Source organism: Caballeronia udeis (assembly GCF_044909315.1).
Taxonomy (GTDB): Bacteria; Pseudomonadota; Gammaproteobacteria; order Burkholderiales; family Burkholderiaceae; genus Caballeronia; species Caballeronia udeis_A.
Window position 1 is genome coordinate 112,951 of the sequence record NZ_JBIYEB010000026.1, and the last position, 24,877, is coordinate 137,827.

Consider the following 24,877-nt stretch of genomic DNA (forward strand, 5'->3'; position numbering starts at 1 on the left):
CGGACAACATCATGGCCACTTGCAGCGTTTGCGGAAAACCGGCGACCTCGCAGATCACGATCACCGAGAACGGCCAGCGCCGTCTGTTGACGCTGTGCGATGAGCACTACATGCAGTTCATGGCGCGCAGGCAGTCCAGCCTCTCGCCGCTGGAATCGCTCTTTCACGGCGGTCTGTTCGAAAGTCTCTTCGACGATATGTGGTCGCCGCTCGAAGGCAGGCGCGGCGGCTGGCAACCTCTCGGCCAACCGGACGAGACGGCGCGCGCGAGCGCAGGGGAAGGTCCGGGCCGGGCCGGCGGCCGGCCGCGCAGGCATCGCCGAGCGCGTGAAGCCGTCGACCTGCAGACGTTCCTGAGCGAAAGCGGCCTGGACCGCTTGCAGGCGGCCGCGCAAAAGGCCGTCGATTTCGGCAAGTCTGAAGTCGATACCGAGCACCTGCTGCTCGCACTCGCCGACAACAACGTGGTTCAGGAGATCTTTCGCGAATTCAAGCTCGATCCCGAAGAGATCAAGAAGAACATCGATCAAAACGCACCGCGCGGCACCCGCGCCGGGAAGACGGACGAAGAACGCATCGGCGTATCGCCGCGCGCGAAAAGCGCGCTGGAGAACGCGCTCACCGCGTCGAGGGAACTCGGCCACAGCTACGTCGGACCGGAACATATCCTGGTCGGGCTTCTCGAAGAGGAAGATGGCTTCGCGGGCGAGTTGCTGCGCAAGTACGGCCTGTCGTCGCATGCGCTCCGGCAGAAGACGGTCAAGGTGGTCGGCAAGGGCGCCGAGGAAGGCACCGTCGAGGGCCGCTCCACCACCCCGACGCTCGACAAGTACGCGCGGGATCTCAGCGATCTCGCGCGGCGCGGCAAGCTCGATCCGGTGATCGGCCGCGACAAGGAAATCGAAACGACTATCGAAGTTCTTGCGCGTCGGCGCAAGAACAACCCGGTGCTGATCGGCGAGCCGGGCGTGGGCAAGACGGCGATCGTCGAAGGACTCGCGCAGCGCATCGCCCAGGACCAGGTGCCGGAAGTGCTGCGCGGCAAGCGCGTTGTCGAGTTGAATATCAACAGCGTGGTGGCGGGGGCCAAGTATCGTGGCGAGTTCGAAGAGCGCGTGAAGCAGGTTCTCGACGAGATCGTGGAGAACCAGGACAGGCTGATCATCTTCATCGATGAACTGCATACGATCGTCGGTGCCGGCCAGGGCGGCGGCGAAGGCGGGCTCGACATCGGCAACGTGTTCAAGCCGGCGCTCGCACGCGGCGAACTGCATCTCGTGGGCGCCACGACGCTCAACGAATACCAAAAGTACATCGAGAAGGACTCGGCGCTCGAACGCCGCTTCCAGCCGGTGAACGTGCCCGAGCCGAGCGTCGCGGAAACCGTCGAAATCCTGCGCGGACTGCGCGACCGCCTTGAAGCGCATCACAAGGTGAAGATCACCGAAGAGGCCATCGCGGCCGCGGCGAAGCTGTCGGACCGCTATATTGCCGCGCGCTTCCTGCCGGACAAAGCCATCGACCTGCTCGACCAGGCAGCCGCCCGCGTGCGCATCTCGTCGAATTCCCGGCCGTCGCAACTGCATGACATCGAGGCGACCATCCGCCGCACGCGCCAGGAACAGGATGCGGCGAGCGCCGCCAAGCAGTTCGACAAGGCGAAGCAACTGGAAGACAAGCTCGTCTCCGAACAGAAGCGCCTCAACGATGAGACCGAGGTCTGGAAGAAGGAACGCGGCACCAGTTCGCAAGAGGTGACCGCGGAGGATATTGCGCAGATCGTAGCGTCGCTTACCGGCGTGCCGGTGTCCGAACTCACCGCCGAGGACCGCGAGAAGCTCCTGCGTCTCGAGGACCGCCTGAAGGAACGCGTGGTCGGCCAGGACGAGGCGGTCAGCGCCGTCGCGAAGGCGGTCCGGCTCTCGCGCGCCGGTCTCACCGAAGGCGGTAAGCCGACCGCGAGCTTCCTCTTTCTCGGACCGACTGGCGTGGGCAAGACCGAACTCGCTAAAGCGCTCGCCGCCTCGGTGTTCGGCGACGAGAATGCGCTGGTGCGCATTGACATGAGCGAGTACTCGGAGCGGCATACCGTGGCGCGGCTGGTGGGCGCGCCTCCGGGTTATGTCGGCTATGACGAAGGCGGCCAGTTGACCGAGCGGGTGCGTCGCCGCCCGTATAGCGTGGTGTTGCTCGACGAGATCGAGAAGGCGCATTCGGACGTGCACAACATCCTGCTGCAGCTCTTCGACGAAGGCCGTCTCACCGATGGCAAGGGACGTCTCGTCGATTTCACGAATACGATCATCATCGCGACGAGCAATATCGGTTCGCAGATGATCCAGGACAACATGCGCTCCGACAAGAAGCAGCTTGACTACCCCGAGCTGCGCGACCGTCTGATGGAAGTATTGCGGCATCACTTCAGGCCCGAGTTCCTGAATCGGGTCGATGAAGTAGTGGTGTTCCATGCGCTCGGCAAGGAACAGATCCGCAGCATCGTCGATCTGCAACTCGCGCGCGTGCAGCGCACCGCGGACGGGCAAAACATTGAGCTGTCGTTCGACGATTCGCTGCGCGAACATCTCGCGGAGATCGGCTATGACCCCGAGTTCGGCGCACGGATGCTCAAGCGCAAGATCCGGGCGGAGGTGGAGTCGCAACTAGCCGATGCGCTGCTGCGGGGCGACGTGCACGACGGCGACAAGGTCACCATGACCTACGACCCGGGTACGCACTCTGTGCGTGTGCAGAAGGGCGCAGCGCCCACAGAAGCGCCCCGCGAGGCGCCGACGCAGGAGCCCGCGCATACGTGACGCTGGCATGCCTGAAGACACGCCGTCCGCACGAGCAGGCGGCGTGCCGTCACAATCCGATTTCACCTACGACGATCTCATCGCGATAGCACCAGATCCACGTCTCGCCGGGTTCGATTGATCGCACCAGAGGATGGCCGGTCGCGTGAAAATGCTTGCTTGCATGCCGGTTGGGCGACGAATCGCAACAGCCGACGTGTCCACATGAAAGACAAAGCCTCAAATGTACCCAGGGTTGGCCAAGCTTCATGCAGTCCTCGCAATAGTCGATGGGCGTGTGGAGAATGCGGGCCTCGCCCAGGTGCGTGCAACCACGGGTCATGATCGTACTCCTCGGATAGCTGCGCGCATCAAGGCAGCGCTTACCCTCATGCGCTATTCAGATAGCGATGCACCAGCGCGACAGCCATTGCGCCCTCGCCGACCGCCGACGCCACACGCTTGATCGACCCGTGACGCACGTCGCCCGCTGCGAATACGCCAGGCACGCAGGTCTCCAGATGCAGCGGCACGCGTTCGAGCGGCCATTTCAGGTCCGACCGATATTCCTGCAGGTCGGGACCCGTCACGAGATAGCCGCCTTCATCGCGGACAATGCCAACCTCTTGCGCCCATTCGGTCTGCGGCTCGCCGCCAATGCAGACGAATAGCCAACTCGTCATGACCGTGCGTTGCCGGCCGGTGCGAACATCGGTCAGCGTGATTTCCTGCAACACATCACTGCCTGCGAGCGCAGTGACTTCGGTGCACGGGCACATTTCAATGTTCGGCGCCGACGTGATGCGATCCACCAGGTATTGGGACAACGTGTTCTTAAGCGATGGGTCACGCACGAGCAAATAAACACGGTTGGCGGACTGCGAAAAATGCATGGCGGCCTGTCCCGCCGAATTGCCGCCGCCCACCACATAGACGTCTTCTCCATGGATCAGCGCAGCCTCACTCGCACCGGCGCCGTAATAAAGGCCCGCGCCGAAAAAGCGCTCTTCACCTTCCAGGCCTAGCGTGCGATATGCCACGCCTGTCGCACAGATCGACGTGCGCGCCGTAATACGTGTGCCGTCCTCCAGATACACGATGCCGTTGCCGGGCGGAAACTCCGCGCGCACGCCGGCGCGCGCCAGCAGGATCTCAGCGCCGAACTTGATGGCCTGGACGCGCGCCCGTTCTGCCAGGTCCGCGCCGCTCGTGCCCTCCGGAAAGCCCAGATAGTTCTCGATTTTCGAACTGCTGCCTGCCTGGCCGCCCAGTGCCCAACGCTCCACCAGTACGGTATGCAGCCCTTCCGATGCGCCGTACACCGCCGCGCTCAATCCCGCCGGTCCTGCGCCGTAAATCGCCAGATCGTAGGCCTCACGGGATGGATTCGCGAACCAGCCGAGCTTCTCGGTAACTTGCCGGATGGTGGGACATTCGAGCCGCGTGCCGTCATGGAAGATGCAGACCGGCAAGCGCGAATCGGAAAGATGCTGCACGTGCGCCAGTTCCTGCGCTTCTTTATCGCTGCCCAGTTCGATCCATTCAAACGGTATATCGCTTCGATGCAGGAAGTCGCGTATCACGTATCCGTTAGCGCTGCCCATGCGTCCATAGATCCTGACGACAGACATGGCATCCACCTTTGAAAACGTTCAGGAGGGTTTTTCGTTTCACGCACGTCACAAGCAGGCAGCCGCGCTGGCATAACGACGTAACGACGGTTGGCCGTATCCGTGCATTGTAAATCCATCGCAGGGCGGTATCTTTCGCGATCCTGACGGGTTTTGTTCACTTTCCGCTGATCGTTCCATCACATCCGGTTGTGCGACGCCTTCAGCGCGTGATCAACAAAACGCGTGCCCCATTCGATGCCATCGCGCACCGCCTCCTCCTGCGTAAGCCATTCCGGCTGCACCGTCTCCGGACGGAATTCGGCCACGGTGCTATCGACATGACGCACACTCACTTTCGCCTGCCACGCGTTGTATGCGTTCTGCTCCGGCTGTACCACGATCTCGTAGCCCCGATGTTCAAACACGTGCGTTCGCATGAGCTGCTCCGGTTTCGCACCCAGGCGTCAATCTGGAAGCACGAACTCAGTACGCATGTCTTCGATCACCTTCTGGACATGACGGACGTAATCTTCGCCGGGATCATTGAGCGGCACTATGTTCCAGTTGCGGCCGGATGCATCCGGCGGATGCCGCTCTGGTAGCGGCATGCGGACGCGCAAAACTCCCGGCGCGTCAGCGGCAATGTTAGCCATGCGCTTCTGCAGTTCGTCGCGGATCTGCTCAGCGGTTTGAACGGTCTTCGGCATCGTTGTGCCTCGCTCGGTCGCACGTCCGGATCATCACTGAATGGCGCAAGACTCCTCTTTCATGAGCATGCGCCGACGATGCTTTAAGTCTAGTCGTTAATCCGGATAAGCGCCGACAAATGCGATGAACTGCCCCGTACTGGTGAGAGACGCTCTCGCGGGCAGACTGCATTTAAGTGCCTGGATGGGAAACGGCTTAACCCTAAAACTCAAGAATGTAGAGCCCTCCGTTGTAGTCGGTCGAATACACCAGCCCTTCGGCATGCGATGAATGGTTATCCGGCCTTCCCTGCCGTCCCTACTGCTTGGTCCTGGATCCAGGATCGAGAACTGCGCGCACTGATCCGTTTTTTTTCGGTGCATGTGAGACTCGTTTCCTGAAAAGATCTCAGTCATAGTCACCCCCTCTGCGAACCGTGCGCTTGCTCGGCGAGACCTCAGGCCGCAAACACTCGCTGCAGCGCAGGCGCGTCCCTGCTCGTTCCCCGCAACAGGACAAACATGCGTTTCACGCAGTTTCCCGAGACACAATTACGGTTCGGGCTAGTCATGGATATTGACAAGCCAATCACACTGGCAAACGGAACGGTTGCCGTCATTCTCGCGAACATGGCCCCGGTCGTCGCGTGGACAAGGCAACTTCGGCAAGGCGATCGTATTGTCCGGAACGCCCAATTTCGTTTGAACCCATCTTCGTCATGCTCATGAGACGCCTCATCGCGACGCTCGCAGCAGGATCTGACGTACACCACGCCACTATCGAGCGGGCGGTCCACTTTTTCTCGCGATCAAAGCTCCTGCGCGCCGCGCGAAGGGGCCTGCGTCTCGGCGAGTTCTACGTCGTGTACCAGCCCATCTTCGACGTCAGTACCTCCGCGTGCGTCGGCGTCGAGGCACTGGTCCGATGGCGTAACGATACCTTCGGTGGAGTAGGCCCTGATCATTTCATCGTGCATCTCGAGCGCACCTCGCTGATCGGTCCTTTGACCCGCTTTGTACTGCGCCAGGCAAGCATCGATATCAGGCAGACGCCGGGCGTTGATCACTGGCATATCTCCGTGAATATCTGCGCGCGACATTTGGCGAGCAGGGTTTTTGTCGATGACATCCGGCAGGCCGCGGGAACGATGCTTAACCGCACAGTTCTGGAGATCACGGAGCGCAGTTGTGCCGCGCGCACGCCGCAAGTCACCGCGGCGTTAGGTACTCTGAAGCAGGCCGGTGTACTCCTGTCTCTCGACGATTTCGGCACCGGCTTTAGTAACCTGGACCTGCTCGACGATTTCAATTTCGATCTCGTCAAGGTGGACCGCCGGTTTCTCGCGGCCGACGACGAGAATTGCCCCGTTTTTCTTAAGGCAGTCGCCACCCTCGTCCACGCGATGGGTGCGAAGGTGGTAGCGGAAGGCGTGGAGACCGTCGAACAACATCGCGCCGTGCAACAGTCGGGCATCGATCTGGCGCAGGGGTATCGGTATGGAATGCCAATGACAATCAAACAATTGCGGGAGTTTGCATCCGCCGAAACGACGCAGCGCCAGTTCGTGGCGGCGCACCAGAACGGCGTGCCCGTCGTGTCGGAAAATACCGCGGGTGCCGCCAACGAACGATATCGGGAATCGGCCGTCGGTGCGACGCGGCTGCTCGAGAGCGGCGCGGAGGAAGTACTGGACCGGATCACTACGTGCAGCGCGCGCTCGCGGGAGAGCGCGTCGAGTATGAGATCAGCGCTACCATCAACGGAGCCCGGCGCGTGTTGCGCGAACTGCTGGTCCCGAGCCACATTCAAGGACGCTCCGCCGGCGGCTACTACCTGCTTGTGCAGGACGTAACCGAGCGGCAGGCCCTGGTCGATCGCCTCCGGGATCTCGCCTTTCATGACGCGCTGACCGGGCTCCACAACCGGCGTGCGTTCCTGTCGAAGCTCGATACTGCGTTGCGCGACTGCCGTGACTGTCTCGCCGCCGTGATGTTCATCGACCTCGACGGCTTCAAGGCAGTCAACGACACCTACGGGCATCTATCCGGCGACAGTGTGCTCGTCGAAGTCCCGGCGCGCATTCGCCACTGCGTGCGTGACAGCGATGTGGTCGCGCGTCTTGCCGGCGACGAGCTCACCGTCCTGCTCACCGGCAGCGGGGCGGATAAACACGCAATTGCAGGCATTGCACAAGTCATTTTGGAAACGCTCGGCCAGCCGATGCGAATTGACGGAAGGGTCATCCAGTTGTCAGCCAGCATTGGCGTCCTCGTGCCCGAACCGAGCGCGACGCTGTCGAGCGAAGTCCTGTTGAGGGCCGCGGACGATGCGATGTATCGCGCCAAGCAGGCAGGTAAAGGACGTTTCGTCATGCAGGAGATTTCCGCGCTGAACGCGCCCTCGGCTGCCGCGTCGTTCGGCCGCTAGAACGGCTGGGCGGGTCCGGCGAGGCTCGCAGATACAAGCTCCTCGTCCTGAGCCAGCTCGCCGAGGGTTGCCATCGCGCGCTCAATTTCCGGGGACCACGGATACCCGTAGTTCAGCCGGATGTGGTGGCGAAATTCACCGCTGGCAGAAAATATCGGCCCGGGCGCGAAGCTGATCCCCCGCTCGAGCGCCGCTTCGAACAGGCGTAGCGAATCGACCTGGCGCGGCAGCTCTACCCACGTGAAGTAACCGCCGTCTGGCCGCGTCGCCATGCTGTGCGCGGGAAAATACCGGTCGATGGCGCTCAGCATGGCCGCCTGCTGAGCCGCCAGATCGCGGCGAAGCTTGCGCAGGAACCGGTCGTAGCCGCCATGCTCCAGGTAGTCGGCTATCGCGCGTTGCGCCGGGACGCTAGCCGATAGCGTCGTCATCCACTTCGCGCGCTCGAGCTGTTCCGCGAATCGTCCCGCCGCCGCCCAGCCGATCCGGTAACCGGGTGCGAGGCTCTTTGCGAACGAACCGCAATGCAGCACGAGTCCGCACCGGTCGAAAAATTTCGCGGGGCGGTTCGGCACCGGTCCAAAACGCAGCTCGCTGTACACATCGTCTTCGATAAGCGGTACTTCGTACTTCGCGAGCAAGGCGACCAGCGCCTGCTTTTTTGTGTCGGAGAGCGTCGCGCCTGTCGGGTTCTGAAACGCGGTCATGAACCAGCACGCGCGGATCGGATGACGGTCGAGCGCCTGCGCGAGCGCCTCCATGTCGTGACCTTCCACAGGGTGGACAGGGATTTCCACAACCTTCAGTTGAAGCCGCTGGATCGCCTGGAGCGCCGCATAAAAGGTAGGCTTTTCGATGACGATTTCATCGCCTGCGCGAGTAAGAACCTGAAGGCTCAGCGTCAACGCATCGAGTGCGCCACTCGTGATGATGATTTCATCGACATGAACCACCATCCCGGCCATCAGGTAGCGCAGTGCTATCTGACGACGCAATGCGTCATCGCCTGGCGGCAGCGCGGCCACCATTTTTGCGAGATCAGTCGAACGATTGACCAATGCGCACGACTTTCCAAGACGTTGCATCGGAAAGACCGCGGGACTCATGAATGCCGAGCCGAGTGCCACAGTATGCGCGTCCTTGATCGAGTGGAGTACTTCGAACACGAGCTCACTGATGTTGACGGATTTCGACGCTTCATTCGGCGTCGAGGCTGCTTCATGCAGGGGCACGCCAGGAGCGGCCGCCGAGACGAAATAGCCCGAGCGTGGCCGCGCCACGATCAAGCCCTTCCTTTCGAGCAAGTAATACGCGCGAAACACGGTGGATGGACTGACGCCATAAGCGTCGCACGCAGCGCGAACCGCGGGGATGCGCGTGCCCGGCGGCAGGTCGCCGCGCTCTATCAGGTCACCGATTTGCGAGGCCAGCCGCTCGTAACGTTTCATCTTCGGCTCCCATGCAAGACGGGCTGCACCATGATTTAGCCGATAGGCTCTACCTGATGCGACTCGTTGTCAACGCTCGCCGGCGGCGCTTTCCAGAAGGCATCTGATACGTCTTTTCTGGACGAATCTGCCCCTGTCGCTGTACGCCGTTCACTGGCAAAGTGCGCTTCCATTCCAATCACCGAATTTTACTAGAGGAGTCGCCAGCGCTTATCAAGCGCAGTCGCGCTTCGACCGTTCCAGGCCCACGTAATTTGCGAAGAAGAGACATTCATGTCGTTGGGTCTTGTAGGGAAACATTGGAAGCGTCGCGCGGTCGAGCCGCGCCGTTTCGATTTCATTCGCGGGACAGTCATACTTCTACTGGCCGCCGCAAGGTTATCGCTCGCACACGCGGACACCGGCGCGGGCTCTTACACCGGCACGAATGCCGAACACAGCTATTCCGGCATCATTGGCCAACTGCCGAAAACGTTCGGCGAACCTGCGCCGGCAGCCGAGACGTCCGTCCGGTTTGGCGCGGCGTGCGCACTTCCAATCTCGCTTCCCCTGATTCCGGCCTCGCTCGCGGGTCCTGACGCGAGTCCGGTATTTCCCCTCACCCGTGTGTGCGACTCGCTGCTTGATGCGTTCGACGAGGGCAGCGAAACCACGGTAAGCAGCGTTAGCGGACCGTCGCTTGCAACGCTCGAATGGAGCGCGCCGTCGCAGACCTTTCTCTTCACGCTGGAGCCCCGCCTCGTCACTTCCGACTCCGGATGGTTGCCCGGCGACAATGAGAACGCTGTCGCCCATGTAGAGGACCGGTCACAGGACCGGACAGTCGAGCTCGCCGAAGACACGCCGGCAGCGGATGACGGCACTTGCTCGACCAGTCCACCATGCAATGCACATCCCTCCCCGACGGTTAGCCAGAACAAAGTCCCGACAGCTGAACGCATGGGGTTCGCCACGCCTTCCGTAACAGCCGGGTCCAATGCGTTGGCGCGTGTCTGGAGTCGTCTGCTCTGGCCGCTTCTGCTGGCGCTCGTTGCTGCCGTGGGATGGCTGCTGTTCAAACGCTGGACCCGCTACGACAAAGCGCTGATACGCGCAGCGCGAACTGGACTCAGGCATCGCGAGTTTCATCTCGAATATCAACCCGTGGTGAGCTTGAGACAAGGCAGATGCGTGGGCGTCGAGGCGTTGCTGCGATGGGACAACTCGGCATTCGGCTCACTGGGCCCTGACCACTACATGCCATTCATCGAGAAAAGCAGTCTGATCGGGCGGTTGACGCAATTCGTACTGTCGACTGCTACGCGTGAGATAAGCGCGATCCGGGACGCGAGGTCACTTTATGTGAGCATCAACATGTCCGCGGCGCAACTGCTAAGCGCGAAGTTCATGGAAGATCTCCGCGCTACGATTCGTGCCAGCGAGCCCAGGGTAATACTCGAACTCGATATGGACGACGTCACGGAAACGGGACCGCAACTGGCTCGAGTCATGACAAGTGCTCGCGCACTAGGCGTGCAGTTCGCACTATCGGGGATCGGTGCGCCTTTCACTGACCTTCGCTCGTATTCACAATTGAACTTCGAGATGGTCAAGGTAAGCTGGGACATCTTCGAGCTCACTCCCTACGAGCGATCGCGTCAATTTGAATCGATTATCGGCATGGCGCACCGTCTTGATGTGATGGTCGTGGTAGAGGGCGTGGAGACGGCCGCGCAGCATGCCGCCGTGCGCACGACACAAGCGCAATACGGTCAGGGATTCTTTTATGGCCGAGCCCTCAAAATTGCCCGTCTTGCGGCATTTCTTGCTGACGGGGGTGGCGCCGCCATCCTTGCATGGCGCATCAGTAAATATTCGTAGAGCGGGCGCTCGGCGCGTGAGCCCGGTGTCAGTTGCAACGCGTTGTCGTGGCGGGATTTCAACCACGCCATTCCCGGGCCGGGGATCTTGATGAAACAAGCCCGGCGCTCGGCACAAATAATCTGATCCGCAGATTCCTGGCTCAACTGATCCTTCTAAATTTCCGCGCGCACGCGCATTGTCTGGGTTTTGTTCACCAAAGGGACAATTTAGGCATTCGAGCGAACGGCCAAAATCAGACGCCGACAACCGGTCGGTTGCTCGCACGGCATCTCACAACAAACGCGGCGCAAAAGAATCCGCGTACCGCACCTGCAGCGTACGGCACATCCGTCGCTCACGTGACGGTGGCAAGCGCGCAAATAGCATGACTAACGAAGGCGCAGCATGAAAGGTACGCAAGCAATAGAAGGACCGCTTCTGGCATGAAGCGCTATCAAGAACTGGCGTGTCAGATCGAAGGACTGATAGAAAGCGGAGTACTGACGCCACGCATGCGGCTGCCGTCGGTGCGTCAGGCAAGCCGTTCATACGGCATCAGTCCGTCAACGGTATTCCAGGCGTATTACTCACTGGAGCGACGCGGCCTGATCGTGGCGCGGCCCCGCTCAGGCTATTTCGTCAATTGCCGGCAGCCATCAGACCTCCGCCCGGCACCCATCCTCGCGCATAGCGCAGCCACGCAAACCTCCAGCCTGACGCATCGCTTCATGCAGGCACTGCAAGATTGCGACAATGCTGCCCTTGCCTCCCCTTGGCCGAACCCGGAACTCTTTCCGTTGGGCCGGTTAGCCCGCTCGCTGAACAGGGCGTCCCGGAACATGGATTGCGGCGAAAATACCGCACCCGTGCCGATTGGTGAAGAATGCCTGCGCCGCCAGATCGCACGGCGCTATCTCACCATGGGCATGGTGGTACCGATCGACGAAATCATCATCACGAGCGGCGCGCTCGATGCATTGACGCTAAGCCTGCAAACACTCACCCGTCCCGGCGATATCGTCGCAATAGGACACCCGACCTTTTACGGCGCGCTTAGCGCGATCGAGAGCCTTCACCTGAAGGTCGTGGAGATACCTGTCGACTCGCACGATGGGCTCGACCTCGACGTACTGGCTGAGGCGCTTGGGCGGCATCCCATCCGCGTCTGCTGGTTCATGACGTCGCTTCAAAACCCAACCGGTGTGACTTTGCCGGATGACAAAAAACAAGCGCTGATCGAATTGCTCGCTGCACATGACGTGCCATTGATCGAGGACGACGTATGTAGCGAACTGCATTTCGGCTCGACACCCACTCGTCCCGTCAAACGATTTGACCGCAGCAATCTTGTGTTGCACTGCGGCTCGTTCTCCAAATGTCTCGCCCCGAGATACCGGATCGGCTGGGTCGCAGCGGGTCGCTTTGCTCCGTGGATCGCGCGCGCACGATCGACCGCCGCACTTTCGGCATCCGTGCCGGCGCAGCTCGCGATTGCAGACTATCTGGAACACGGCGGCTATGACCGTTTCTTGCGCAAGCTGCGCGTGGATCTCATGCGTCTTCAGGCCCAGATGCTGCGAGCCATACGCGACTATTTCCCGCGGGGCACGTCGCTCGTGAGACCGGACGGAGGCTATTTTTTGTGGGTTGAATTGCCTCCGCATGTCGACTCAGTACATCTGTTCGAAGCCGCTGCGGCACATGGTATTGCGATCGCTCCCGGCCCCATTTTTTCAGCAACGGGCGACCTTCGGCGCTACATCCGGCTCAACTATGGGCATCCGTGGACGCCCGCAATCGAGGCCGCCATGCGCACGCTGGGAGCATTGGCCTGCCGCGCCGACTCATCGTCTGGACAGCGAACGGTCTTCCAGCAGGCCAACCGTTAGAACCGTAAGGATCGAACACCCTCCACCAGGCTGCGGCCGTATGGACGACGTGCGCCATGCATCGGGCCGTGCGGCGGCACGAATGGCCCGTGCCGAATCACTCGTCGATCAGCGAAACCACGATCTTTCCACACTGCGCGTTGCTCAACATGTAGCGGTATGCATCCACTGTCTCGGCCAAAGAAAACACCCGGTCGATCCTGGGATGGAAAGCCGACACTTTGAAACGCACTTCGCCCGGCCCCGGTTCGGGCACGTCGACGTCGTCGATGGAAAGATACTCTGCCCCGCCTGGTTTGCTCACATGGATGACTTTTGCCACGTCCTGTTCCCGAAGCGCCCTCTGGATTTCCTCGGAAACAGCCATTCGGAGAATGCGTTTTAGACGCGCGATGCTAGAAGCCTGATTCCGGCGAGCGCAAATACGATGGCAAGGCACGCTTCCAAAACCCGGCGAATTCGTGCGTACAAGCGGCGAGCTGTCGCCGTCGAGAAAACCAGGGCGTAACCACCAAAGACCGTTATTCCGATGACGAGACAGCCGGGAACCATAGCGACCGGATGAGCGTTTCCTGTGGTCGACGATGCCAGTGCTGCAATCGATATCCAGACGAGGATCGCCTTGGGATTCGTGAGATGCAGCAACGCGCCTCGCGCATAAAGATGCGCTAACAGCGGCGATCGGCCTGCCTCCTGACTCACCTTGTCTGTCACGGTTAGCGCGGAGCGCCCTGATTTGAACGCCAGCCAGAGAAGATAAACGCCGCCAAAAATTTTAACGGCCACGACAAAGTGTGACCACGCCATCATGGCTGCTGAAACGCCAAGCGTCGCCAGCAACGCCCAAAACAACGAACCTGTCATGACGCCAAGGGCAAACATGAAAGCCGGTCTCCGACCATCGGTCGTTGCGATCGACATAATGGCCAAGTTACTTGGTCCTGGACTGGCGATGCCGATGAAGTAAGCCGAGTAGGCAAACAGCATGTTCGCAGAGACAATTCCGCTTCCGGCCATATAGACGTCCTCTTGTGATAGCAACAAATTGCAGGAAGCGCGGCGCACCGAACATTTCATAAGAGGCCAAAGTGCAGTCAGGGCGTACTCACGGCGCGTAAATCTTCAGTTCAGTGAGGTTCTGCGACCGTCATGGTGAAGACGAGCTTACCTTTGCTGTCGTTCGCGTATTGATGCGGAACGTCCGTTCGAGCTACCGCGGAGCTTCCCGCAGGCACGAGAAACTCGACCCCATCGACCGACATTCTGAGTTGGCCGTGCTCGACATGAAGCAATTCGAAGGTTCCTGCGGGATGGCCTTCGGATTCGAATTGCTCGCCAGGCTGCATCTCCCATCGCCACAGTTCGATCATGTCCGGGCCTGTGGTCCCCGCAAGCAGACGCGCCGAGCCTCCTTTCGGACCATTCCAGAGGGTCGGAATATCCTGGCTGGACACGAGATGTACGGCGGGAGAACTGGCTACATTGACGATATCGGCTACTGATACACCCAAAGCGGCGGAAATCTTGCAGAGTATGGCGATGCTTGGATTAGCGTCACATTTTTCAATTTCTACGAGCATCCCCTTGCTCACGCCTGAACGCCGCGAAAGCTCATCCAGCGTGAGCTTCTTGCTTTTTCGGTGCGCCTTAAGCTGCGCGGCAACGGCTTCGCTAACGGTTTGAACATCAGCTCCCGATGCGGTCGGTATATTGACTTTTTTGGTCACTGGTCGATATCATGCAATAAATTAGTCACTGGCGCATTCTCCTATGTTCAACGTTCTCCCGTCAATTGGCCCCGACATCGCACGCGTAGCTCCCGGGTTTCGCGCCCTGAGTCTCGCTGTAGAGGGGTCGCGGATTGTCAATCCGGGCGTCGGTGCGCAAGCGCTTGCCCGAGCTTACGATTCCGTTGGAGCAGGTGGTCCTGCGTGGGCAGAAGCACACCTCGCCTCGTGGGCCGAAGTGTTCAGACAGTTCGGAGCCAAGCCGCGGCGCACTGCATGTTCCGCAGATGCGCTGCGAAAGCGCGTATTGAAGACCGGGAGCGTGGCCAGTATTGACCCTGTGGTCGATCTATACAATGCAGTCAGTATTCAATGGGCCATTCCGGTAGGTGGAGAAGACTTCACCGCCTACCGCGGGATGCCCAGACTGGTGATAGCAGACGGAACTGAACTGTTCGACACAGTGAAGGATGGAACGCCGGTTCACGAGGCCGCCGAGTGCGGTGAGGTCGTTTGGCGCGACGATATTGGTGTCACTTGTCGCCGTTGGAACTGGCGGCAAGGCGTGAGAACTAGACTGACTGCAGATGCGAAGCAGATGTGGTTCGTTCTGGAAAGTCTGCCCGAAATGCCGGTCACCGCGCTGCACGAAGCTGGTGACGCGCTCGTCAATGGCCTGCGTCTCCTGATGCCCGGTGCCGCTATCGCCACTCGCCTGATCGGCTTTGGCATCTGGTAGCGGATGCTTTCGCCATGCTCCCATCCGCCTCCTTCCTCGTCGCCGCAGTGTTACTGGCCGTCATTCCCGGTCCGGGTATCGCGTATGTCGTCGCGCGCACCGTCTCGGGAGGGAAATCCGAGGGCATCGCCTCTTCGATGGGTGCAGCCATCGGCGGCATGGTCCACGTTTTCGCTGCCGCACTCGGGCTCTCGATGCTCATTGCGCAGTCGGCCGTGGCCTATGCGGTCGTAAAGTATATCGGGGCTGCGTATCTCATTTATCTTGGCATTCGCACGCTTGCGTCGAGCGCGCCGGCAGATGGTCAATCGGCGCCGCTACCGACAACCATGCATAAAGCGTTCAGAGACGGGATCATCGTCGAGGCGCTCAATGTTAAGACGGCCATGTTCTTTCTGGCGTTCATCCCGCAGTTCCTGTCCTCCGGCCATGCACTTGCGCCTCAGTTCATCGTGCTTGGAACGACATGCATCATGTTGAACAGTGCAGCCGATGTCGTCGCGGTCTTTGCGGCGCACCGTGTTGCCGCTTCGGACACCGCCAGGGTCGTTAGGCTGCGGATCATGACCCGACTATCGGGCGCGACGATGATCGCGCTCGGCGTCTTCGTCGCCATCGCGAACCGTAGAGGCTAAGCTCGTCATCCACAGAACGCCGGTAGCGTGCGTTCTTTCCGCGTCCGTGTCGGCCACCCGCGCCGCATCTCTAAGAACGAGAATTCGCCTGAACGGCAAAAAAACTACCGCGAGAGTCATGCGGTTCGGTCATTTTAATTTGGGAGTGGTGAAGGACGATGGTTTTGGGATCAAGCTGTAATTCATGTAATGTCCGTACCGTTCGCGCCGTCTTCATCAGTAATGGACCAAATGATAGGGCCGGCCTCGACCGTCTGCTGGAAGGCCGATGCGAGGTCGCGCGGGCGTCCGACATCTTTGCGCCGACATGCACCGATGCCGGTTTGCCGGTCAATAGGCTGCGCGCAGTGCTTCATCCGCGACCGCAAGCCGTGAAGCAATCGTCTTGACGAGAAAGCGATGGAACTGCTGCGCGGTTACAGGATCGTCCTGCTCGAGTGCAAGCAACGTCTCAAGTGACAGGCGTCTGACACGCGTGGGCACTTCGGCGAGCACATCAGCGCTGCGCCGATTCTGCGTATACACCGCCATTTCGCCGACGACCGTACCGGGCCCGAACGAGCGCAGCCGGACCGACCGTCCGTCCGCAAGCGGCAGCGATATGGCAACACGCCCGCGCTCAACGATGTACAGGGCGTCACCCGGCTCGCCGCAAAGGAACAGCGGCTGCCGGGCGTTGAGATCGCGCACCTCCATGCATGCAGCTAGCCTTTCCAGGGAGTGTGGCGTGAAATGCGCCGCGAGCATTGCGCGGAAATTGTCCTCCTCGTGAGGCGGGGCAAGGACACCCGGCGCAAGCAGCTTGTCCTCGATCCATTCCAGGCCAGCATCCAAGGTCGCGAACTCGTGTATCCGGAGATTGAGCGTACCGGTTTTCCCAAGCAGCTCACGCGAGCGCGGCGGCAATCCCGTCAATACCAAATCCGCGTCGATCGTTGCACAAAGCTGTCTGAGCTTAACGAAACTGACCGATACCGACGCGTCCATCCCGCTAGTGGCGGCAAAGTCGAGCACCACAAAACGGGCCGGCACGGGACTGCGCGTGGCTAGCCGTTCACGCACGCGCTGCAGGATCGAATTGGCCGTGCCGAAGAACAGGAACCCTTGCAGGCACGTTCCGCACACCTGCGTGCCGAGTTCGTGGAGTCGCTGGGTATCCTCGATGCTGCGCTCGACGTTCGATGTCCGGGTGCTGGCATCGAACTCCATGCGCACGCAACTCACGCGGCCATAGAGCAACGCGAACATCACGCACGCGGCGACGACGCCCGCCACCACGCCAGTAACAACGCCATAGAGCGCGATGATGCCGAGAATGATCGGAACAAGGAGATATTCGTACCAGTTGAGCTTCCGGTATGCACCGACCAGCCACTGGATCAACAGGCGTAGTCCCATGAAGAGCTGGAGCCCGACCAGCACCGGCACGGGGAACAGCGCGACCAAGTCTGGCGAGACGACCAGCAAAAGCAGGCACGCGAGGGACGCGAACACGCCGGCCATCCGGCTTGTCGCGCCCGCGCGCGAGTTGAGCATCGACCGGTTGAACGATTGATAGCCGACCATTCCACCCAGCATCCCGCTCGCAAGGTTGGCGATGCCCGCAGCCCGCATCTCGCGATTCAGGTCGATATCCTCGCCTGTCGCCGCGCCGATCGCGGTCGAGTTCATCAGGATCGTGATTGCCGACGCTGACGTGACCACGAGCGTCTCCGGCAGGTGTGCACCGATGGCCGTCCAATCGACGTTGCCGTGCACGAGCGGTTCCGGCAGGTGAAACGCGGGAATCTGGCTCAAACGCAATCCCGCATGAGGAAGTAACAGTCCCATCTTGCGCGCGTCATCGATCGAAAGGCCGTCGACGTGCAGCAGGAAGTAGAAAAGCGCGATACCGAACACCAGCACGAGCGGCAGCGCGGCCGCGTGCTTCCAGCTGCGCATCAGAACCGTAATAAGTGCCCCGACGAGCACGGCAGGCATCCAGGCGAGCCAGTGCAGATGCGTCAGGAACACCAGCGTGCGCCAGTGCAGCGGCTCGCCGGTCAGTACGCGAAACGCTCCCGACAACAACAGGTAGCCCGTGCCGGCCAGGAATCCGCCTACAACCGGATAGGGCAGGAATTGCAACGAGCGGCTACGCCTCGACGAACCAATCACGTAAAGGATAGTACCCGTCACCACTGAACACAGCGCGATGGCCATCAGCACGGTCAACAGGACGGTCTGCGTCGATCCGCCGTCCGCTCGCACGCTGCTGGCGACGCCTGCCGCGACGCCAGCGAGAAACGCCGTCGCATTGCTGTCGGGCCCCGCGATGTTCAGGCGCGTCGAACTCATGAGCGCGATGACCAGCGCGGTCACGACGCAACTGACGAGCGCGGTGGGCACGCCCAGTTCGGCATAACGGGCAAGATCCGCACTGAAGATCATCGTGCCGAGGCTCATTGCATAGCAGAGCATGACGAGCGTCGATACTGCGCCGCCGGTCAGGTCGCCGAGCAAACCGGAGAGGCGGGAGCTGGTGCGAACGCCGGAGGCTGAACCGGTCGTGTCTGGCTTCACGATACTCTCCGACGAATGCAGGTGGTCGTGCTTCGGACATCGCTGGAAGAGCGATTTAGTATCCGCCGCAGGTTTCGGTCGTGTCAAATTGCTTACACCTGGCCGCGTGACGCCTACACTGTGTATTCACGGGCACACGTCGGAACAGGGAACAGCCCGCGTGGGTTCGATACTGCAAAACGTGCCGCGTCAATTCGTCTGATTTCTGGTCAGGCGGACCGATACGTTTTGAGCAACGAGGATCGCCGCTTCGGGAAACGGCTTTCGGTGACGGTCATGGATATTGAACGATGGCTGAGCCTGTTGGGTCTTGAGCAATACGCGCGCACATTTGCCGACAACGACGTCGACTTCGCGATGTTGCCCCGACTGACCGATGCGGATCTGAAAGAGCTCGGGGTTCATTCGCTTGGCCACCGCAAGCGCATGCTCCTTTCCATTTCCGAACTCGCCAGGGCGGCGTCTTGCGCGACGCCGTCCGTGGTCGACGTGCAAGCGGATGAACGCAGACAGGTCACCATTCTGTTTGCTGATCTGTGCGGCTTTACCGCGCTGTCCCAGTCGCTCGATCCGGAAGAATTGCGCGATGTCGTCGGCCGCTATACCGCGCTTGTTGACGGTATCGTGCTCGCTTACGGCGGCACGATCGACAAGCACATCGGCGATGCCGTCATGGCGCTGTTCGGTGCTCCGCGCGCGCACGATTCCGATACCCTGCGCGCGGCGCGTGCCGCGCTGGATATTCACGACGCGCTGGCTCAGCTTAACGCGCAGGCACCGCGTCCTTTGCAGGCGCACGTGGGAATTGCCAGTGGCGAGGTCGTCGCGGGCGCGCTCGGACGTGCCGACACGCAGGACTACACGGTGCACGGCGATCCGGTCAATCTCGCTGCGCGGCTCGTGGCAGCGGCCAAGACCGGCGAGACCCTGGTTTCCGACGGCGTCCACCGCGCGCTCGGCGACTACGCAGTCTGCGACCCGGTCGGCGACATGCGCTTCAAGGGTATCGATACACCGGTGCGAGTATGGCGGCTGCGCCGCATGGCGGGCGAACCATTGACTGCCAGCCGCGGCCGTTTCGTCGGACGAAAGGCTGAACTCGAGCAATTCCATGGGATTGTCCGCGCATCTCTCGCCGGGCCAGCAGGCCATGTTGTGTATGTTCGTGGCGATGCGGGCATTGGCAAGACGCGGCTTGTCAATGAGATGCGCGGCGTCGCGCAGACGCAGGGATTTGAGATCCATCGCGGCCTCGTGCTGGATTTCGGGGTCGGCAAAGGTCAGGATCCGGTGCGAGCTGTCATCGGCAGTCTGCTCGGCCTGTCGCCCACCGCGGGTGGCGCCGAGCTAAGCATCGCCATCGAGCGTGTCGTCTCGGCCGGCGTCGTCAAGCCTGAGCAGATCGTGTTCCTCCATGATCTTCTGGATCTGCCGCAATCCGCTGAATGGCGGAGCCTCTACGATGCGATGGCACACGCCGCGCGCAAACGCGGCAAGCAGGCGCTCATCGCGACGCTGACTGAAAATGCATGCCGGAACGGGCCGGTCATGATTGTCGTGGAGGACCTCCATTGGGCCGACCCGCAGGTGCTCGACGACCTCGCGGCCTTCGCCTCGGGCGTTGCCAACGGCCCGGGCCTGCTCGTGATGACATCGCGCGTGGAAGGCGATCCACTCGACGCCGCCTGGCGAACGCGCTGTCGCGGTACACCGTTTGCCACCATCGATCTCGGGCCGTTGCGAAGAGACGAGGCATTGAGCCTGGCGGGAGACTTCATTGACGCCAGCCAGCGTGTAGCGCTCACCTGCATCGAGCGGGCGGGCGGCAATCCGCTATTCCTCGAACAACTCCTGCGCAACGCCGAAGAAGGTAGTGGTGAGGCTGTCCCCGCCTCGATCCAAAGCCTGGTGCTGGCACGCATGGATCGGCTGGCCCTGCGCGACCGCCAGGCATTTCAGGCGGCTGCGGTGATCGGGCAGCGCTTCGACGTGGCGTTGTTGCGCCGGCTCATCGATGAACCCGAGTACGTTTGCGATGCTCTGGTCGCCAATGCGCTTGTGGTACCGGAAGGCGACGATCTCCTGTTCGCGCACGCGTTGATTCAGGAAGGCGCCTACTCGACGCTGCTGCGAACACGCCGGCGCGAGTTGCACCGGCGAGCCGCCGACTGGTTCGCGGCTACCGACCCCGTGCTGTACGCCCAGCATCTCGATCGCGCCGACGATAGCCACGCCCCGCAGGCGTATCTTGACGCGGCCGTCGCGCAACGGATGGCCTACTTTATCGAGGCGGCGGTACGCCTGATCGAACGAGGCCTCGAAATCGCGAAGAAGGACACGGATCGCCACGCGCTCATCTGCCTCAAGGGCGAACTGCAACGGGACCTCGGCGATATTGCGGCATCGCTTGACACGTACCGGGCGGCACTGGCCGCTGCGCCGGACGAAGCAAGCGTATGCCGGTCGCAGCTCGGGCTCGCAGAGGGCTTACGGGTCAATGAAGGTCTTGCCGAGGCCCTCGTTCTGCTGGAAGCGGCCCAGAAGGTGGCGGAACGCGATGACATGGTGTCGGAACTCGCGCGCCTGCACCATCTGCGTGGAAACATCCTCTTTCCCCTCGGCAAGATCGAGGATTGCCGCGCCGAGCATGAGCGAGGGCTTTCGTATGCGCAGCGCCTGGGCCTTCCCGAAGCGGAGGCGCGCGCTCTCGGCGGCCTTGCCGACGCGGCCTACGCGCAAGGACGAATGCGGACGGCATTCGCACACTTCAGCCGTTGCGTTACGTTGAGTCTCGAACACGGTCTCGGCCGCATCGAGGTCGCGAATCGTTCGATGCAGGGTTTCAGCCGGATGTACCTCAACGAGGCGCAGCAAGCCCGTGAGGACGCGGTTGCCGCAGTGCGTGCGGCAACGCTTGTTGGACAGTCACGCGCACAGATGCTGGGCGAGACGTTAGGCGTCTTTGCCTGCCTCGAAATGGGCGACGTGCAGGCGGCCCAAGTCCATCTCGAGCAGGAGATGCAGCTGATCCGGCAACTGGGAGCGCGCCGCTTCGAAGCACAAAACATGGAGATGCAGGCGCGTGTGCTGCTTGATTGCGGTCGCCGGAAAGACGCCGTGAGCCTGCTGCATGAAGCGCTTGCGATCTGTGGCGAGGTCGGCATGCAGTTCAGCGCTCCCAAGGCAGTGGGCGCGTTGTGCCGTGCGGTCGAGGATGACGGCGAGCGTGCGCGTTTACTGGCGAGGGGTGTCGAACTACTGCGTCTCGGCGCGGTCGGTCACAATCACCTGTGGTTCTACCGTGACGCAATCGAAACGATGCTTTCGGTCGGTGACGCGTCCGGCGCGCTGCGCTACGTGACGGGCCTCGAGGAATATACGCGAGTTGAGCCGCTACCTTGGGCGGATCTGTTCGCGGCGCGCGGCCGTGTGCTCGCCCTCTGCCTGCAAGGCCACGCCAACAATGCCACACGGTGCGAACTGGAGCGCGTCGCCGCGGTACTTCGGGACGCCGGGTTCAAGAGTTACCTGGTTGCCGTGAACGCGTTCCTTGCCGCGTAGCTGCAGCGTTTTCCCCAGAACATCGTGGGCACTGCCATCTGCGACAGCGGACTGGTGATAAACCGGTCATACGTGATCGGCTCATGCCGGACCGCAAACGGACGCCCATCAACCCTATCCGAGCGGCTGGAACTCCATCATGCGAGAGCCCGTCGTGTGCCGCAGCCAATGAGCCGACGCCTGGCGCAATCGTTCGGTCGCGCGCTCATGCGCTTCCCCCGTTGACTGCAGATGCTCGATGCACTGTCCGGATGCTCAGCCTGTCGGTTAAGAAGTTAAGATGATGCGATGCAGAAATCGAAAGCGCTCTATCACGGTCTTCGCTTTTCGGCCTGAGCCGCCACCTACAGCCCGAGTCCCGACAGGAATGCATCGATCTGCCGCTCGAAACGAGGCCGGTCGTAGTCCACCAGCGCCATGCGCCAGATGCCCTGGAGGTAAGTGACAACGACCGACGCAGTAATCTGTGAATCCAGCGTCGCGGGCAACCGCCCTTGATCCCGATCCTGGCTCAAGCGCTCGGCGAGACGAGCGTGAAAGCCTCCAAGACCATCCTCCACAAGCTTGCGCAGATCAGGCTCCGACAGCACCTCTTCGGAAGCCATCGCCGCCATCATGCAAAGTCGGGACGGCGTGGACGGATCATCAAGGCAGTCAAGCACGACATCGAACAACGCGCGAATTCCCTGGCTGGCCGTCGGTGCACTCATCAGCGCCTGCCCGCGTTTGCGCCCCTCGGTCTCTTCATAACGCTTCAAGCATGCCAGATAGAGCTGCTTTTTACTCTTGAGGGTGTTGTAAAAAGAACCTTCGCCGATATCCATGATTTTCAGCAGATCGCGCAGCGACGTGCCGGCGTAGCCGCTCTTCCAGAACAGCCATGTCGCTCGCTCCAGAGCCTGATCGTAGTCGAATGCAATTACTCGTGCCATGGCTCCATCATAGCTTATTTGTAGCGATTGCTAAAAATTCGATTGACAGTCCGGATGGCCGTGAGCGATATTTGTATCGATCGCTACAAAAAGCCTCGTAGCGAAGCATCAAGGCCCGCTGAACATCGAGCGGGATGCGCCCCTCTCAACCGTCTGTCCGGCGATGTCAGCCGGTCATTCACCCTGTCAACGAATACAAGGAGCAAGTCATGTCGGTAAAACAGGCCTCGGCGGAATACAAGGCAATGGTTCAGGAAAAGCTAGGCGAGAAGTTCAATACCATTGCTGACGATATGGAGCGCGTCCGCGAATCGGGCGCGCTCGACGGCGCGTTGAAGAACGGACAATCCGCACCGGACTTCACGCTGCCCGATGCGTTCGGCAATCAGGTCTCACTCAAGACCCTGCTGGCCAAGGGGCCGGTGGTAATCAGTTTCTATCGCGGTGAATGGTGTCCGTTCTGCAATCTCGAACTACGCGGCTTGCAAGAAGAACTGCCGAAGATCGAAGCGCTTGGGGCAACCTTGATTGCGATCTCTCCGGAGAAGCCGGATCACGGCGTCGTTGCCACCGAGAAGAGCAAGCTGACGTTTCCGGTGCTCAGCGATTTCGGCAACGCGGTGGCACGGCAGTTCGGCATCGTGTTCCGGGTTGGCGATGAACTGCAGGCGTTTTCGAAGAACGTCTTCAAGAACGACATCGCGTTGCGTAACGGGGAAGATTCGTACGAACTGCCGGTTCCGGCAACGTACGTGATCGACACGGCGGGCGTCATTCGCTTCGCGCATGTCGACGTGGACTACATGATCGGTCGTGCCGAACCCGACGAGGTAGTCGCCGCACTGGCATCTTTGAAGTGATGCCTGCCCAGGCTTAAAGTGATGCTAGAATTGATGCTTGAATGCATCAAACGAGGAGTCCCTGCCATGAGAACCACGGTTACGATCGATGACACGCTCTATCAAGAGGCGCTGGAACTCGCCGATCCCGGGACAGATAAGGCCGACCTTTTCCGGGTCGCGATGCAGACCTTCGTCCGCATCCAGGCAGCCAAGCGCCTCGCTATGCTTGGCGGTACCATCCCCGAAATGCGCGAAATTCCACGACGTCGCCCGGAGACCGACGCATAGTGAACGTCCTAATCGATACCTCGGTGTGGGTTGACCATTTCCGCCGAAGCAACGAAACGCTCGTTCATCTGATCAGCACCGATCAGGCGCTTACCCATCCGCTCGTGCTCCTTGAACTCGCCTGCGGAACCCCACCCGCACCACGGGCACGGTCCCTCCACGACATTGCGCTGCTGCGGCACGTACAGCACGCGACATGGAGCGAGGTCATGCGGTTCATCGAAACCGAGCGGCTGTGTGGCCAAGGATGCGGCGGCGTCGACCTGACGCTACTGGCCTCGACCTTGATGACCCCTGGTGCCCATATCTTGACGCTGGACAACCGGCTCGCCACGCTCGCGCGCCGACTCGGCGTTGCCTACCCGCGCGACGCGCATTGAATAGTCCTCGCTCATCGGGATCGGTCAAGCGAAGACTGTACCCGAAACCCTTGATCCCCTGCTTCGTTCAAATCCATCGCGAATCACCTTAATGGATATCTCGTAGGCAACGACCGCTGCCAGCCTTCCGGGCGCGGCCATACCTCGCGGCAGATACAGTTTGCGTTCCGAGAGATTACGCAGCCGTGGGCAGAGATCGAAACCGAGCAGCTTCGATACCGCCATCCCGACGTTTGTGTTTATATGGACAAGTGGGATTTTTTGTCAATCAATCAACGTTCCGCTCCGTCAGGCCGGCGTTGTTCTGGGTCGTGTTCATTCGGCTCTCCCAGGTCATTCAGCAGTCGCGTGAGGCGCTCGGCGGTGGCTCGATGTCGTTCTTGCTCCCTGGGCCAGCCACGTGTCTGCGCATCATCTACTAGAGTCATTTCCAGCTTGCGGCGTTCTCGCAATCGCGGTGCGTACGCGGGTGTCGTCACGAATCTGGCGCAGGCCAGGTACATGTCGCACTCG

21 protein-coding genes and 2 pseudogenes are annotated in these 24,877 nt (G+C 61.0%); 11 read left to right on the top strand and 12 right to left on the bottom strand.

Features of this window, described 5'->3' with window-relative positions; translation table 11 throughout:
- The first annotated feature begins 11 nt into the window (after nucleotides 1–11).
- Nucleotides 12–2,813: an ATP-dependent Clp protease ATP-binding subunit gene (locus ABH944_RS32825; protein ID WP_404611440.1), complete on the top strand. Its 2,802-nt coding sequence runs from the start codon at nucleotides 12–14 to the stop codon at nucleotides 2,811–2,813.
- A gap of 49 nt (nucleotides 2,814–2,862) precedes the next feature.
- On the opposite strand, the gene ABH944_RS32830 is transcribed toward ABH944_RS32825, so the two are convergent.
- From ABH944_RS32830 to ABH944_RS32845, 4 genes are all read right to left on the bottom strand, one after another.
- The gene (locus ABH944_RS32830; RefSeq protein ID WP_404611442.1) at nucleotides 2,863–3,135 is read right to left on the bottom strand and encodes a UBP-type zinc finger domain-containing protein; all 273 of its coding nucleotides are present in this window, start codon (nucleotides 3,133–3,135) and stop codon (nucleotides 2,863–2,865) included.
- A 46-nt stretch (nucleotides 3,136–3,181) separates the two neighbouring features.
- Nucleotides 3,182–4,423, bottom strand: a complete 1,242-nt coding sequence (locus ABH944_RS32835; RefSeq protein ID WP_404611444.1) for an NAD(P)/FAD-dependent oxidoreductase — start codon at nucleotides 4,421–4,423, stop codon at nucleotides 3,182–3,184.
- Between the two features lie 179 nt (nucleotides 4,424–4,602).
- The gene (locus tag ABH944_RS32840) at nucleotides 4,603–4,842 is read right to left on the bottom strand and encodes a DUF6566 family protein (RefSeq protein WP_404611446.1); all 240 of its coding nucleotides are present in this window, start codon (nucleotides 4,840–4,842) and stop codon (nucleotides 4,603–4,605) included.
- A gap of 27 nt (nucleotides 4,843–4,869) precedes the next feature.
- Complete coding sequence (locus ABH944_RS32845; protein ID WP_404611448.1) at nucleotides 4,870–5,112, bottom strand: hypothetical protein; 243 nt, start codon at nucleotides 5,110–5,112, stop codon at nucleotides 4,870–4,872.
- Between the two features lie 704 nt (nucleotides 5,113–5,816).
- Here ABH944_RS32845 and ABH944_RS32850 point away from each other — a divergent pair.
- Together ABH944_RS32850 and ABH944_RS32855 are read left to right on the top strand one after the other, a co-directional pair.
- Nucleotides 5,817–6,944 carry an EAL domain-containing protein gene (locus tag ABH944_RS32850; protein ID WP_404611450.1) on the top strand — a complete coding sequence of 376 codons (1,128 nt, stop codon included), beginning with the start codon at nucleotides 5,817–5,819 and terminating at the stop codon, nucleotides 6,942–6,944.
- On the top strand, nucleotides 6,866–7,519 hold the full coding sequence (locus ABH944_RS32855) for a diguanylate cyclase domain-containing protein (protein ID WP_404611452.1): 654 nt from the start codon (nucleotides 6,866–6,868) through the stop codon (nucleotides 7,517–7,519). The genes ABH944_RS32850 and ABH944_RS32855 overlap by 79 nt, the downstream gene beginning before the upstream one ends.
- Here the strand turns inward: ABH944_RS32855 and ABH944_RS32860 are convergent.
- Complete coding sequence (locus ABH944_RS32860) at nucleotides 7,516–8,967, bottom strand: aminotransferase-like domain-containing protein (protein ID WP_404611454.1); 1,452 nt, start codon at nucleotides 8,965–8,967, stop codon at nucleotides 7,516–7,518. The two genes, ABH944_RS32855 and ABH944_RS32860, sit on opposite strands and share 4 nt — an antisense overlap.
- A gap of 273 nt (nucleotides 8,968–9,240) precedes the next feature.
- Between ABH944_RS32860 and ABH944_RS32865 the strand changes: the two genes are divergently transcribed.
- Together ABH944_RS32865 and ABH944_RS32870 are read left to right on the top strand one after the other, a co-directional pair.
- Nucleotides 9,241–10,827 (top strand): EAL domain-containing protein, encoded by a 1,587-nt coding sequence (locus tag ABH944_RS32865; protein WP_404611456.1) that lies wholly within the window; start codon nucleotides 9,241–9,243, stop codon nucleotides 10,825–10,827.
- 425 nt (nucleotides 10,828–11,252) lie between these two features.
- On the top strand, nucleotides 11,253–12,698 hold the full coding sequence (locus ABH944_RS32870; RefSeq protein ID WP_404611458.1) for an aminotransferase-like domain-containing protein: 1,446 nt from the start codon (nucleotides 11,253–11,255) through the stop codon (nucleotides 12,696–12,698).
- Between the two features lie 97 nt (nucleotides 12,699–12,795).
- Here ABH944_RS32870 and ABH944_RS32875 read toward each other — a convergent pair whose 3' ends face one another.
- The 3 genes from ABH944_RS32875 to ABH944_RS32885 form a co-directional block, all read right to left on the bottom strand.
- Nucleotides 12,796–13,065 (bottom strand): zinc-binding dehydrogenase, encoded by a 270-nt coding sequence (locus ABH944_RS32875; protein ID WP_404611460.1) that lies wholly within the window; start codon nucleotides 13,063–13,065, stop codon nucleotides 12,796–12,798.
- Nucleotides 13,066–13,079: 14 nt separating this feature from the next.
- The gene (locus ABH944_RS32880; RefSeq protein ID WP_404611462.1) at nucleotides 13,080–13,715 is read right to left on the bottom strand and encodes a LysE family translocator; all 636 of its coding nucleotides are present in this window, start codon (nucleotides 13,713–13,715) and stop codon (nucleotides 13,080–13,082) included.
- 110 nt (nucleotides 13,716–13,825) lie between these two features.
- Nucleotides 13,826–14,425 carry an XRE family transcriptional regulator gene (locus ABH944_RS32885; protein WP_404611464.1) on the bottom strand — a complete coding sequence of 200 codons (600 nt, stop codon included), beginning with the start codon at nucleotides 14,423–14,425 and terminating at the stop codon, nucleotides 13,826–13,828.
- A gap of 43 nt (nucleotides 14,426–14,468) precedes the next feature.
- On the opposite strand from ABH944_RS32885, the gene ABH944_RS32890 reads away from it, so the two are divergent.
- Together ABH944_RS32890 and ABH944_RS32895 are read left to right on the top strand one after the other, a co-directional pair.
- Nucleotides 14,469–15,164, top strand: coding sequence for a B3/B4 domain-containing protein (locus ABH944_RS32890; protein ID WP_404611466.1), 696 nt, complete (start codon nucleotides 14,469–14,471; stop codon nucleotides 15,162–15,164).
- A gap of 14 nt (nucleotides 15,165–15,178) precedes the next feature.
- Complete coding sequence (locus tag ABH944_RS32895) at nucleotides 15,179–15,799, top strand: LysE family translocator (protein WP_404611468.1); 621 nt, start codon at nucleotides 15,179–15,181, stop codon at nucleotides 15,797–15,799.
- A gap of 330 nt (nucleotides 15,800–16,129) precedes the next feature.
- Here ABH944_RS32895 and ABH944_RS32900 read toward each other — a convergent pair whose 3' ends face one another.
- On the bottom strand, nucleotides 16,130–18,361 hold the full coding sequence (locus ABH944_RS32900) for a SulP family inorganic anion transporter (protein WP_404611470.1): 2,232 nt from the start codon (nucleotides 18,359–18,361) through the stop codon (nucleotides 16,130–16,132).
- Between the two features lie 276 nt (nucleotides 18,362–18,637).
- Here ABH944_RS32900 and ABH944_RS32905 point away from each other — a divergent pair, with 276 nt between their 5' ends.
- Nucleotides 18,638–21,922 (top strand): adenylate/guanylate cyclase domain-containing protein, encoded by a 3,285-nt coding sequence (locus tag ABH944_RS32905; protein ID WP_404611472.1) that lies wholly within the window; start codon nucleotides 18,638–18,640, stop codon nucleotides 21,920–21,922.
- Between the two features lie 344 nt (nucleotides 21,923–22,266).
- On the opposite strand, the gene ABH944_RS32910 is transcribed toward ABH944_RS32905, so the two are convergent.
- Nucleotides 22,267–22,854 carry a TetR/AcrR family transcriptional regulator gene (locus ABH944_RS32910; RefSeq protein WP_404611474.1) on the bottom strand — a complete coding sequence of 196 codons (588 nt, stop codon included), beginning with the start codon at nucleotides 22,852–22,854 and terminating at the stop codon, nucleotides 22,267–22,269.
- Nucleotides 22,855–23,063: 209 nt separating this feature from the next.
- Between ABH944_RS32910 and ABH944_RS32915 the strand changes: the two genes are divergently transcribed.
- From ABH944_RS32915 to ABH944_RS32925, 3 genes are all read left to right on the top strand, one after another.
- On the top strand, nucleotides 23,064–23,714 hold the full coding sequence (locus ABH944_RS32915) for a peroxiredoxin-like family protein (protein ID WP_404611476.1): 651 nt from the start codon (nucleotides 23,064–23,066) through the stop codon (nucleotides 23,712–23,714).
- Between the two features lie 66 nt (nucleotides 23,715–23,780).
- Complete coding sequence (locus tag ABH944_RS32920) at nucleotides 23,781–23,984, top strand: type II toxin-antitoxin system VapB family antitoxin (RefSeq protein ID WP_031358188.1); 204 nt, start codon at nucleotides 23,781–23,783, stop codon at nucleotides 23,982–23,984.
- Complete coding sequence (locus ABH944_RS32925; RefSeq protein WP_404611479.1) at nucleotides 23,984–24,364, top strand: type II toxin-antitoxin system VapC family toxin; 381 nt, start codon at nucleotides 23,984–23,986, stop codon at nucleotides 24,362–24,364. The genes ABH944_RS32920 and ABH944_RS32925 overlap by 1 nt, the downstream gene beginning before the upstream one ends.
- 66 nt (nucleotides 24,365–24,430) lie before the next feature.
- On the opposite strand, the pseudogene ABH944_RS32930 reads toward ABH944_RS32925, so the two are convergent.
- Both ABH944_RS32930 and ABH944_RS32935 read right to left on the bottom strand, forming a co-directional pair.
- Nucleotides 24,431–24,610, bottom strand: a pseudogene (locus ABH944_RS32930) (Tn3 family transposase); the annotation flags it as partial.
- 26 nt (nucleotides 24,611–24,636) lie between these two features.
- Nucleotides 24,637–24,877, bottom strand: a pseudogene (locus ABH944_RS32935) (tyrosine-type recombinase/integrase); the annotation flags it as partial.